The 12,922-nt window shown below is 38.1% G+C and carries 10 protein-coding genes; 3 read left to right on the forward strand and 7 right to left on the reverse strand.

Annotated features, from left to right (window positions below):
* Nucleotides 1-265 precede the first annotated feature (265 nt).
* Genes BZZ03_RS00995 through BZZ03_RS01005 form a run of 3 tightly spaced genes read left to right on the forward strand, consistent with a single transcriptional unit; the run spans nt 266 to nt 3,802 of the window.
* On the forward strand, nt 266-1,795 hold the full coding sequence (locus BZZ03_RS00995; protein WP_004258328.1) for an ABC transporter ATP-binding protein: 1,530 nt from the start codon (nt 266-268) through the stop codon (nt 1,793-1,795).
* Nucleotides 1,779-2,849, forward strand: a complete 1,071-nt coding sequence (locus BZZ03_RS01000; RefSeq protein WP_019292477.1) for an ABC transporter permease — start codon at nt 1,779-1,781, stop codon at nt 2,847-2,849. The genes BZZ03_RS00995 and BZZ03_RS01000 overlap by 17 nt, the downstream gene beginning before the upstream one ends.
* The gene (locus tag BZZ03_RS01005) at nt 2,849-3,802 is read left to right on the forward strand and encodes an ABC transporter permease (RefSeq protein WP_019293707.1); all 954 of its coding nucleotides are present in this window, start codon (nt 2,849-2,851) and stop codon (nt 3,800-3,802) included. The genes BZZ03_RS01000 and BZZ03_RS01005 overlap by 1 nt, the downstream gene beginning before the upstream one ends.
* 172 nt (nt 3,803-3,974) lie before the next feature.
* Here the strand turns inward: BZZ03_RS01005 and BZZ03_RS01010 are convergent, their stop codons facing one another.
* The 7 genes from BZZ03_RS01010 to BZZ03_RS01040 all read right to left on the reverse strand — a co-directional run bounded on the left by BZZ03_RS01010 (nt 3,975) and on the right by BZZ03_RS01040 (nt 12,792).
* Complete coding sequence (locus BZZ03_RS01010; RefSeq protein WP_198943942.1) at nt 3,975-4,496, reverse strand: DUF5626 family protein; 522 nt, start codon at nt 4,494-4,496, stop codon at nt 3,975-3,977.
* A 146-nt stretch (nt 4,497-4,642) separates the two neighbouring features.
* Entirely contained in the window at nt 4,643-5,674 is a 1,032-nt protein-coding gene (locus tag BZZ03_RS01015) for an Rgg/GadR/MutR family transcriptional regulator (RefSeq protein WP_086582101.1), read from the reverse strand.
* A 102-nt stretch (nt 5,675-5,776) separates the two neighbouring features.
* Nucleotides 5,777-6,754 carry an L-lactate dehydrogenase gene (locus BZZ03_RS01020; protein WP_019293709.1) on the reverse strand — a complete coding sequence of 326 codons (978 nt, stop codon included), beginning with the start codon at nt 6,752-6,754 and terminating at the stop codon, nt 5,777-5,779.
* Between the two features lie 226 nt (nt 6,755-6,980).
* On the reverse strand, nt 6,981-8,489 hold the full coding sequence (gene pyk, locus BZZ03_RS01025; protein ID WP_014025066.1) for a pyruvate kinase: 1,509 nt from the start codon (nt 8,487-8,489) through the stop codon (nt 6,981-6,983).
* Nucleotides 8,490-8,598: 109 nt separating this feature from the next.
* Complete coding sequence (pfkA, locus tag BZZ03_RS01030; protein WP_004258348.1) at nt 8,599-9,627, reverse strand: 6-phosphofructokinase; 1,029 nt, start codon at nt 9,625-9,627, stop codon at nt 8,599-8,601.
* Between the two features lie 250 nt (nt 9,628-9,877).
* Nucleotides 9,878-11,128 carry an MFS transporter gene (locus BZZ03_RS01035; protein WP_191672573.1) on the reverse strand — a complete coding sequence of 417 codons (1,251 nt, stop codon included), beginning with the start codon at nt 11,126-11,128 and terminating at the stop codon, nt 9,878-9,880.
* Nucleotides 11,125-12,792 (reverse strand): glycoside hydrolase family 43 protein, encoded by a 1,668-nt coding sequence (locus BZZ03_RS01040; protein WP_086582104.1) that lies wholly within the window; start codon nt 12,790-12,792, stop codon nt 11,125-11,127. Before BZZ03_RS01040 ends, BZZ03_RS01035 begins: the two co-directional genes overlap by 4 nt.
* Nucleotides 12,793-12,922 lie beyond the last annotated feature (130 nt).

Here is a 12,922-nt window from a genome sequence, read left to right on the forward strand (position 1 = left end):
ATTTTTGTGAACTTTTTAGTTTATCAAAGTCCCGTTAAATTTTCTATGTAAAAATTGTCAAAAACCCTTTAAAACACTGAAAACTTTAACATTTTGTGAAAACGCTTCATTTTTAGGTATAGAAAGTTCTTTATAAAAGCCCCGATATTTGTTATAATAAAATGTAATTATTTTGTCTAAAGTGTAGCTATATTAGGGCTTTCCAGTAAGTCTTTCTTTTTTAACTTTAGGCATTATGTCATAAATTTTTTTAGAAGGAGCCGCCATGGCCAACGAAAATGTTATCCAAATGATCAACGTTACCAAAAAGTTTGGTGACTTTGTCGCAAACGACAAGATCAACTTGGAGCTGAAAAAAGGTGAAATTCACGCCTTGCTCGGTGAAAATGGTGCCGGTAAATCAACTCTGATGAACATGCTCTCTGGTCTTCTGGAACCTACAGAAGGCGAGATTCATGTTAACGGCAAACTCGAGCAAATAGACTCTCCAACAAAAGCTTCTCAGCTTGGTATCGGTATGGTTCACCAGCATTTCATGCTGATTGATGCCTTTACTGTTACTGAAAATATCATGCTCGGAAGTGAAGTGACGAAAGGCTTAAGCCTTGACCTTAAAACAGCTCGAAATAAAATCGTGGAATTGTCAAAACGTTATGGACTTTCTGTCGAACCCGATGCACTTGTTCGCGATATCTCTGTTGGACAGCAGCAACGTGTTGAAATTTTGAAGACACTTTATCGTGGAGCAGATATCTTAATTTTTGACGAACCTACAGCTGTGCTGACTCCCTCTGAAATCACTGAGCTCATGGAAATCATGCGCAATTTGGTTAAAGAAGGCAAGTCCATCATTCTTATTACCCACAAGCTTGATGAAATCCGTGCGGTAGCTGATCGTATTACTGTTATTCGCCGCGGTGTTTCTATTGAAACAGTCGAACTGGGAGATAAGTCAAATAAAGAACTCGCTGAAATGATGGTGGGGCGTTCTGTATCTTTCAAAACGGAAAAAGAAGCTGCTCAACCGCAGGACGTTGTTCTCTGTATTGATAATATTTCTGTTAAAGAAAAACGTGGTTCCTTCGCTGTAAAAGGACTTTCTTTAGATGTCCGTGCTGGGGAGATTGTCGGTCTTGCTGGTATTGATGGCAATGGTCAAACAGAATTGATTAAAGCCATTACTGGTTTGATGAAGATTGATTCTGGTTCTGTTAAACTCAAAGGTAAAGACATCACCACTCACAAACCTCGTAAAATCATTGAAGATTCTGTAGGTCATGTCCCAGAAGACCGTCACCGTGATGGTGCAGTACTCGAGATGACTGTTGCTGAAAATATTGCGCTTCAAACTTATTACAAAGCACCATTAAGTAAGTACGGTTTCTTAGATTACAATAAAATCAATGCTAAAGCCCGCGAACTTATGGAAGAGTTCGACGTCCGCGGTGCTGGTGAACAAATTCCTTTCAAATCACTTTCAGGCGGGAACCAACAAAAAGCTGTTATTGCGCGTGAAGTCGATCGTAATCCTGACTTGCTTATTGTTGCTCAACCAACACGTGGGCTTGATGTCGGTGCCATTGAATATATCCACAAGCGTTTGATTCAAGCACGTGATGAAGGAAAAGCTGTGCTCGTTGTATCTTTTGAATTAGATGAAATTCTGAATGTTTCGGACCGTATTGCTGTTATTCACGATGGACAAATTCAAGGAATTGTCAGTCCTGAAACGACAAGCAAACAAGAACTTGGAATTCTCATGGTCGGAGGTAATATCAATGAACAGCAAAACTAAAAAAATCCTTGTACCTATTATCGCCGTACTTTCTGGTTTCTTAATTGGTGCAATCATTATGCTCATCTTCGGCTTTAATCCTATATATGGTTACGAAGATTTAATTATCGGTGCCTTTGGTACACCACGTGCCATTGGTGAAACACTTCAAACTATGGGACCTTTGATTCTTTGTGCCTTAGGTTTCTCTGTTGGTATGAAGGCCGGTCTCTTTAATATCGGTATGTCAGGTCAGGCTCTTGCAGGTTGGATTATGTCAATGTGGTTTGCCCTCAGTTTCCCTGACATCCCTAAACCAATTATGATTCCATTAGTAATCATTATCGGTATGCTCTTTGGAGCTCTTATGGGTGCAATTCCTGGTATCTTACGTGCTTTCTTAGGTACTTCGGAAGTCATCACTACCATCATGCTTAACTATGTCATCCTCTTTATGTCAACCTTCTTGATTCATGATGTCTTTAGTTCAAAAATCATGATGCCTAACTCAACTGACCAAACAAAATTGATTAGTGCAAATGCTTCCTTCCGTACAGGTTGGTTGTCAGATTTGACAAATAATTCAACCTTGAATATTGGCCTTTTTATTGCTTTAATCGTTCTTGTCATTATGGCTATTGTCCTTTCTAAGACTACACTTGGTTTTGAAATTAAGTCTGTCGGTTTAAATCCAGATGCTTCTGAGTATGCAGGAATTTCAGCCAAACGTACAATCATCATGTCAATGTTAGTTGCTGGAGCTCTCTCAGGTCTTGGCGGTGTAGTTTACGGTTTTGGATACATGCAAAACTTCGTTACACAATCCGCAACACTAGACATTGGTTTCAACGGTATGGCTGTTGCACTCTTAGGTGAAACAAATCCTGTCGGTATCCTATTTGCTGCCTTCTTGTTCTCAATGCTTCAAACAGGTTCAGGAAATATGAGTAATATCGATAATATTCCACCGCAAATTGTACAGATTGTCACAGCTACAATCATCTTCTTTATTGCCGTAAAATATATTATCGAAAAGGTTCTCCCAAATATTAAGAAGAAAGGAGAAAAAGCATAATGAATATCGTAGATACATTGCAAATTATTGTTGCAAATATGCTTATTTACTCAACACCTCTAATTTTTACAAGTATCGGTGGAGTATTCTCTGAACGTGGTGGTATCGTCAACGTTGGTTTAGAAGGTATTATGACAATGGGGGCTTTCAGTTCGGTCGTCTTTAACCTTACTTTCACAGAAACATTTGGTGGAATGACACCTTGGCTCTCCATCCTCTTTGGAGCATTTATTGGTGGTATCTTCTCTCTGATTCATGCGGTAGCAACCATTAACTTCCGCGCTGACCATATCGTCTCAGGTACAGTTCTTAACTTAATGGCTCCTGCGCTTGGCGTATTCTTAATTCAAACGTTTTACAATGCTGGACAGGTAAATATTACTAACCAAATTGGTTACTGGAATTTCCCCGTTCTCTCAAAAATTCCTGTAATTGGACAAATCTTCTTCTCACAAACTTCACTACCAGGATTCCTTGCAATTCTCGTTGCCTTCCTCTCTTGGTATCTTCTCTTTAAAACGAAATTCGGACTTCGTCTCCGCTCAGTAGGTGAAAACCCTCAAGCAGCAGATACTCTCGGTATCAATGTTTACCTTATGCGTTATGCTGGGGTTATCATCTCCGGTATCCTTGGTGGTATTGGTGGTGCAATTTATGCCCAATCTATCTCGGGTAACTTCTCTGTGGCTACAATCGCAGGGCAAGGTTTCATCTCATTGGCTGCTATGATCTTTGGTAAATGGAATCCTGTTGGAGCGATGCTTGCTTCCCTCCTCTTTGGACTTTCTACCTCACTGGCAGTTGTAGGCGGCCAAATTCCCGTTATCAAAGAAATTCCTTCTGCCTTCCTCCAAATGGCACCATACGTAGTGACTATCATCGTTCTTGCGGCCTTTCTTGGAAAAGCTGTCGCACCTAAAGCTGATGGTGTTAACTATATCAAAACGAAATAAAATCAAAAAGCATTTCAATTTGAGATGCTTTTTTATTTTATAAGGATTAATCGAATCATATATCACATCATTACGGATGGTTACTTATTTATTTTCAAAATAAGTTTTTTGAGGAGATAAACGAGTACGACAATTAAAACTATGATTATTATAAAAACTATACTAACTAAAATCAATTATTATATACCACTATCCTATTAGAATTATCCAGTCTTACTCGAACCCACCCTGTCCAAGAAAGTACATTGTGTATTGGTGTATTAAAACCAAAGCGTGCCGTTGCTTGCCTACTATGATCAACTTTTACATTAGAGTAACGAACAGGCATTGCTATAATGTAATTTAAATCATATGCGGAAAGTATCCTATTATTAACTACTCTGATATAATAAGTAACTCTCCAGCCAATCCCCCAAGCGCTTATCCTATATCTTCCATTAGCTATACGATTTAAATTACTGTTTTCAGGTATTACTGAAAAATGAATTTCTTCTCCATTCTTGTCTCTCACTGTCTTAGTTTCTCCCTCTTGTGGTAAAGCTTCTAAATCAAAAGTTGAATCCCTTACAAGAGTAGATTCCACTAATGAAGAAACGCCCGCTCCGTCTTCTGCATAAGCAATGGAAGCAGAAAATAGTACAAAAGCTAAGAATAAAGTTACTATGCTGCTTAAACGAATAATAGTCCTTTTCACGATATTTCCTTTCTTTTTCCAATTTTTTATGGGTGACACATCTCAACTATAAATAATTAACCTCCTTATTTTTTCTCTATATAAAAGTTCCTTTAAATATAAATCATCTAGAGCTCTTTGATAATCCATATTTAATTAGATATATCCTACTTTACATAGCTTTCATAATTTTTCTGATACCAGTTTTTCATGAGTCCATCATACATATAAGAAGCTTTGCAGATAGACTTCATTGTAGTTTTGTACTGTACTTTTCCAGTTTGTTTGTATTTAAATAAACATTCTACAAAAAGACAGGCAATTTTGGCAAGTTCATCTGTTTCATGAACAAATTCTCTAGCAAATTTCAAGAAATATGCTGCTTCAATAAGACTATTTTCCTTTAGTCTTACGAGCATTATTTCAAGGCCCGCCAAAACTAAACGTCTTTGGTAAATATTTTGTCCTTTAAAAATTGTTTTAGAAGACAGCAAATTTTCACAAATTAACTTCAAGTGGTCTGAACTTAAAAACTTAGAACTATATTGAAAAATAAAAAGCTCCTGATTTGTCCAATATTCTCTTGTAATAAAATAGTTTTTTAGTTCTAGCATCTCTTGTTCAGAAATTTTATTCAAGATTCCTTTGAGGCAAAGGGATAGGAAAAAATGATCACTATACTCATCCAGCTCCGCATATAAACTATTCAGCATCGTAGTATCAGCACTATAATAAGCAAGGTCTACCTGCTTCAGTACATACTCTACAGGACTTTCACTACCTTTTTCGAGGAGAGAACAATAATCTTCAAGACTTGTATTCATCTCCATAAGCATCGCATATAGTTTATCAAACTCAAACATAATTTTTCCTGACTCAAAAAGTTTCAGTTGTGCCGCAGAAATAGAAAGATGCGTAAAGGCTTCTCGCGAAAAGCCGTTTTGTTTTCTGATTTTTGTAAATATTTTTCCGTATCTGCCATATATCTTCTCTTTGTGGGCCAGATGATAAAAATCAATAATATTTAAGTCAATACTTTCCAATAATGCCTGCAGTTTAACTATCGGGAACACAGTCTCCCCTCTTTCATAACGAGACAGACTCCTACGCGGAATGATCCCCTCGAAATCCTTTAGAGATAACTTTCTTCTCTTCCTTATCTTTTGAAAAACTTTTCCATAGTGTACTTTATTAGCCATATCATATCTTTTTCCTCAACTTTTTTATTCTTATTATTTAGTACGAAAAAAAATTGAAAAAAGCTCAAAAAAAAATACCTAAATTTAGGTATTTTTTTATACTTAGTTTTTAGATGCTGAAGCAAACTCTTCTTTTGAGAAAGCTTCGTCAAGAATAGTTTTAAGTTGTTTAGCTGAAGCTTGCATTTTTTGCAATTCAGCGTCGTTCAATGGAATGTTGACTGGACGAACGATACCTTTATCACCAACGATAGCTGGTTGACCAATGTAAAGTCCTTCTACGCCTTCGTATTGACCTTCTTGGAAAGTTGAAAGTGGCAATACAGCATTTTCATTGTCAAGGATAGCTTTTGTGATACGTGCAAGAGCTACAGCGATACCATAGAATGTCGCACCTTTTTTCTCAATGATAGAGTAAGCAGCGTCACGAACTGATTCGAAAAGTTCAACCAATTCTTCTTCCTTTACGCCACGGCTATCTTTGAGGAATTCCTCAAGGTTAACACCCGCAACGTTAGCGTGTGACCATACAGCAAACTCAGAGTCACCGTGTTCACCCATGATATAAGCGTGAACTGAACGCGCGTCAATATCAAGTTTTTCAGCCAACGCTTGACGGAAACGTGCTGAGTCAAGTGAAGTACCAGAACCGATAACACGTTCTTTAGGGAAACCAGAGAATTTCCAAGTTGCATATGTCAAAATATCAACAGGATTAGCAGCAACAAGGAAGATACCATCGAAACCTGATGCTACAATTTCAGTAACAACTTGTTTAGTGATACGCAAGTTTTTCTCAACAAGATCCAAACGAGTTTCACCTGGTTTTTGTGGCGCACCTGAAGTCAACACAACCAAATCAGCATCATGTGCATCAGAGTAGTCTGCTGAATAGATTTTCTTAGGAGATGTGAACGCAAGAGCGTGTGAAAGGTCTTCTGCATCACCTTGTGTTTTTTCTTTGAAAATATCTACGATACCCAATTCTTGGGCGATTCCTTGGTTTACAAGTGAGAAAGCATAGCTTGAACCTACGGCACCATCACCAACGAGGATAACTTTTTTATGTTGTTTAGTCATAATTGTTCATTCCTTTCCTGAATGCAATAATAATGTTTACTATATTATTATAGCATTTTTTCACATTCTTGTCACATTGGAAAGTGATTTATATCACATTATAACGCTTACATTTAAAGCGTGATACGTTTATATTTCGTGAGCTTTCCATAAAGAAAATCAATCAAAAAAAGCACCACATTGGATGCTTTTTTTTTGAGCAAAAACTGCTCTTGAAAAATTTTTATTATTTGATAGTACGGATACGCATTGTGTTTGTACGTCCTGAACCAACTGGAACACCAGCAACGATAACGATGTTATCACCTGATTCAACAAGACCTGAAGCCAAGGCTGCTTTTTCAGCTACTTCGAACATATCGTCTGTTGAAGCTGGTTTGTCCATAAGCATTGGGATAACACCCCAGTTGATCATCAATCCGCGTTCAACTTTTTCATCAAAAGTGATTGCCAAGATATCAGCTTCTGGACGGTATTTTGAAATCAAACGAGCAGTTGCTCCTGACTCAGTCAAAGCAACGATAAGTTTAACTTCCATTGATTCTGCAGCGTTTTTAACTGCTGATGCTACAACTTCTGTTACTGAATCTTTATCAAAGTTTTCTGGGTGAAGACGTCCGTATTCTTTCAACAATGTTTGAGCGTTTTTGTTAACTGTAGCCATTGTACGAACTGATTCACGTGGGTATTTACCGTTAGCTGACTCACCTGAAAGCATAGTTGCATCAGTACCATCGATAACAGCGTTAAAGACGTCAGAGATTTCAGAACGTGTTGCACGTGGTTTTTCAGTCATAGACTCAAGCATGTTTGTTGCTGTAACAACGATTTTACCTGCTTGGTTAACTTTACGGATGATTTCTTTTTGGAAGACTGGAACCATTTCAAATGGTACTTCAATACCCATGTCACCACGAGCAATCATGATACCGTCAGCTGTATCGATGATTTCATCAAGGTTATCAATACCTTGTTGGTTTTCGATTTTAGCCAAAAGTTGAACGTGTGTGTTACCAGTTTCTTCAAGGATAGCACGAACTTCGTTAACGTCTTTCGCAGTACGTACGAATGAGATTGCGATGAAGTTCAAACCATTTGGTTGTGAAAGACCGAAACGGATATCGTCGTTATCACGTTCTGCAAGAGCTGGGAAAGGAATTGTAGTGTTAGGAATATTAACACCTTTTTGTTTACCAATAGCACCATCATTTTGTGCTACAACATCGAATTCGCGTGCTTCAACGTCTTTAGCAGCTACTGTAAGACCCAATTTACCATCATCGATAAGGATAGTTTGACCAACTTCAACATCATCAAAGATATCAAGACCACCAGCAACGTTCAAAGCAATGTTATCACGAGTTGATTTCAAACCTTGTTTTGTAGAAACGCGGAATTGGTCACCAGTAACATATTTGTATTCGTCTGCACCATCTTCGTACACTTCTGTACGCATTTCTGGACCTTTAGTGTCAAGCAAGAAACCAACTTTACGGCCAGCAATTTCTTCAGCACGAAGTACTGTTGCCATACGAGCAGCTTGTTCAGCGTGGTCACCGTGAGAGAAGTTAAAACGGAAAACGTCAGCACCTTCTTTGATCAAATCAGCAATGGTTTGTGCTGATGTTTCAACATCAAGCTCTTCTCCCCAGTATCCTTTTTCTCCGAATTTTTTACCACCACGAGTTTCTACTGCAGGGCCAAGTGTTGAGACGATTTTTACACGTTTGTTCATTTTGAGTAATTCTCCTATTTTTATAAATGTACTCATTATTTAGTCAATGTGAGCATTCAGTGTTTTAACTTCACTCTGACATCAACCAAATAAGATTACTAACAATAACTTAATTAAATTTGATGTCAAGATTGTTTAAATCAGCGTTTAAACGATAGAGTTCCAATCCAGCTTTGTGTGGATTGTTGACAACGATTTTACCTTCATCTGTCAGACTGAAAAGGGCATTTTCTTCTGCAGTACCAAGGATTGGGCTTTCGACAAGTTGTTCGTTACGAACACCGACAGCTACACCGCCAATACCATCACGAAGCAATTCTACTGCACGAGCACCCATGCGTGATGCAAGAACGCGATCGCGCGCTGTAGGTGATCCACCACGTTGGATGTGACCGAGAACAGATACGCGAAGGTCAGAATCATCACCAGCAGCTTTCAGCTTCATAGCAAATTCTTCGCCCGACATAACGCCTTCAGCAACTACGATGATGTGGTGGTTTTTACCTTTGGCATATCCTGATTTGATATTACGTACGATACTTTCAAATTTGAATTCTTTTTCAGGAATTGCAATATCATCAGCACCTGCAGCGATACCAGACCAAAGCGCGATATCTCCAGCATTACGTCCCATAACTTCTACAACGAAAGTACGGTGGTGAGATGATGATGTATCACGAATTTTATCAATGGCATCCACAACTGTAGATACAGCTGTATCAAAACCGATTGTAAAATCTGTACCAACGATGTCATTATCAATAGTACCTGGAAGTCCTACTGCTGGGAAACCATGTTCAGTCAAGCGCATTGCACCATGATAAGAACCATCACCGCCAATAACAACAACACCTTCGATGCCATGTTTTTTAAGTTGCTCGATACCCGCAAGTTGCCCTTCAAGTTGAGCAAACTCTGGGAAACGTGCTGAATACAAGAATGTACCGCCACGTCCAACTTTATCACCAACACTTGCAGATGTTAGTGGGAAAATATCGCCCGCTACCATCCCTGCATATCCGTGGTTGATACCGTAAACTTCGATACCTTCAGAAATCGCTTTACGAACAACAGCACGAATAGCTGCGTTCATACCTGGTGCATCACCACCAGAAGTCAAAACTGCAATGCGTTTCATTAAAGTTTTTTCCTCCATCATATCTGATACTTATATTTGCAATTGCAAATTTAAAGTTCAATTTTTATTTCATTGTTTATTATATCACGATACGAAAAAAAAATCTCATAAAAACGCTATGACAGCGTTTTTATTTATAGTTTTTCAAATGTAATGGTTTTCAGATTACAAAAAGATTATTACTGTCTAAAACTGGTCTCAAGCATAAATTACTTTTGAAGCAAAATTAGGATAAATATATGATTTCAAATTATCGACGAATCGTTTTAATTGAAAAGATACAGATTCCTCCTAATAGAGCAAAAACTGAAGACACCATAAAAATAGCTGAGAAACCAAACATACTAATAACTGCTGCCGCTAGAACAGGTGCCAAAGCCTGTGTAATTGTATTTCCTAAATTATATACTCCAAGGAAGAAAGCCACACGATTTTTATCAGGAATAACTTCTAAATTCAATAAATTATCCAAAGAATTCCAAATACCCATTCCAAGCCCTGCTGTAAATCCATAAATCCAAATACTGGTATCATTTTTTAGGAAAAAGATGCTCAAAGCTCCCAAAGCTAGAAAAAGTGTCGAAAATACAATCGGGAGTTTTAATAGCTTGTAGCGATCTGAAAGGGGACCAGCTAGAAATCCCATACTAATACCAAAAACGAGCATTATTGTATTGACAATTTGGATGGAATTTTGCGCCCCTGTTGTACTTTTGCCGAGAAAATCTGTCATTATGTATAACATGTAACCTGTAACAGCAAAGTTACCTACTCCTTGTAATAATTTTCCCATTAAGGCTAAATAATAATCCCGTCCAATCTTCCAAGTTGGAAAAATTTTCAAAGAATCACGTGTTATTTTTTTCTTTTCTTTTTTGCTATTTGCTTGATTTGCATTTAACTTTTTTTCGTCTAAATTTGAAGGCTCTTTGACAATAAGCGTTGCAATTAGTGTTCCTAAAAAAGTTATTATTCCAAAGATAATAAATCCTAGTCGGAATTGGTTAATGAGCATCGCACCAAAAATAATAAAGCCATTATTTCCCAAAGCCATCCCAAGTCCACCATAGGCGCTTGAAGCCGTTCCGCGTCCATTTTCGGGTGCCATATCAATCCAAGCAACCATTGGTGCGACAATAAAGTTTAGAGCAACTTGACCCAGCATCCAAATAACTAAAAGATAGGGAACAGAGTGTGCAAAGGAAGCTAAAATCATCACAATCATGAATGAAAAACTCCCCCCAAGTAGCCAAGGTGTACGTTTTCCAAACTTAGAATAGGTTCTGTCAGAAAGATAACCCGCAGTCATATTAGAAAGAGCTGCAACAATCATTCCACAAGTCGAAAACAAGGCTAAAAGATTAATTTTATTAGGCGCATCAATTTCTTGAAGTAAGATTGGTAAGAACAAGCTGGCTGCTATTATATAAGGACCAAGCCAGCTTGCCGGACCAATGATCAAAGCTGGTACGAGCCTTTTGATTGCTACTTCTTTTTTCATAATTTATTTTCCTCCTGTTCATTGACTACTTGATAGTAATCAAAATCAGCATAAGATTCTCTTTGATGCGCATCTACTGCACCAATAAAATTAAAGAGTCCTGTAAAACCACCTATTTCTCCAGGCTCACCATTGACGCCTTCATCCGAAAGATAGCTCACATCAAGATTACGCAACACATTATCCCAATCCTCATACTCTGTCTTATAGAATAAACTTGCAAAACCGTCCTTGTAGGTGATTTTCAGCTCTGCTTTATCATGTGAGACTTTTACACTATGATCTGGATACTCTATCTTTTGCCCCAGCTTTGCTTGCGAAATGGTTAAAATTGTCGACTTATGCTCTTCAGAATAAGTCAAATTCAAATACAACCAATTGTTACAGTCATAGTACAAGCCCGCTCCTGCGGTTTCCGAATAATGTTTAGGGTGAAACTCAAGCTTAGTTTTCAACTCATAGTTAAATGATGTTGCTCTTGTCGCCATGATTGCTGGCTTGATTTGAGAAAATAGTGAATTTTCTCCATGTATTCTTAAATGTCCTTGATGTTCACTTGTATTGACCCAATCTTTGTGTTGTTCACGATAAGGAGTCATAAATCTTGCATCAAAGTCAGCATTAAAATCATCATAAATATCCCAGTCAAAATTTTGAACAAACTCAAGTCCCGAAATACCCTCTACCTCCATTTTGGCAATATTTGAACCATCAGCCATTTCTAGCCAATCATCATCAGTCCAAATCATTTTTTGAATAGAAGTTTCACGCCCTAAAGGATTCAATAGTTTATTTTTCAAAGGACGAGACATGAGATGGGTGATGTACCATTCGCCTGTCGATGTTTCCACTAGAGAACCGTGTCCTGCTTTTTGCATAGCAGAATTTGGGTTGTACATTTCAAAATGTCCCGCATCAGGATCTCCAAGTGAAAAGAGATGTTTTGGAGATGAAGTGATGATGGGTTCCCCAGATGGATGGGGCACATATGGTCCAAAGATATGCTTGGAACGCCCAATTTCCACGCCATGAGCATAACCAGTGCCGCCTGCTGCGATGAGAAGATAGTAATAATCATTTTTCTTGTAGATTTGTGGTGCTTCTGCACAGCCACGACTTGTAAAACCTTGCGTTACTCTGTGCCATTTTCCCACGATAGAACCTTGTGCCAAGTCAATCTCGGCAATAACGATGTGACCAGGTGCTTGGTATCTTGAACGACTTTCCCACTCTAAAATACTGATATAATGTTTACCATTTTCATGGAAGAGAGAGGGATCAAAACCAATAGCCGTTACAAAAATTGGATCTGACCATGGACCACTAATGCTATCCGCAAACATAATATATGAGTCAGCATTAAACTCACGTCCTCCCATATTGACCATATGGGAATAAGCCAACCAATATTTTTTAGAAGAGGAGTCATAAGACAAATGAGGTGCCCAAATACCTGCGGGAGTGTTCGTGCCTTGTAAGTTGACTTGTCCTGACTTCAGCGCATAATTCACCAACTTCCAATTAGCCAAGTCTTGCGATTCATAAATTTGGATGGCCGGTTGCCAGTGAAAAGTTGAGGTGGCGAGGTAGTAGGTATTTTCCACTCGAATTACGGATGGATCGGGTGCCATACCGGGAATAATCGGATTTTTTATAATAGTCATTGTTTCTCCTTGTTAGCGTTTTCTTTTTCTGATATCATCTTATCAAAAAGAATTTACATGGAAAATACCAAAAAAAATCATAAATTTACCATTTTCCATATTTCTACAGATAAAAGACATCAAAAAAAGT

This window comes from Lactococcus petauri (assembly GCF_002154895.1).
GTDB classification, from domain to species: Bacteria; Bacillota; Bacilli; order Lactobacillales; family Streptococcaceae; genus Lactococcus; species Lactococcus petauri.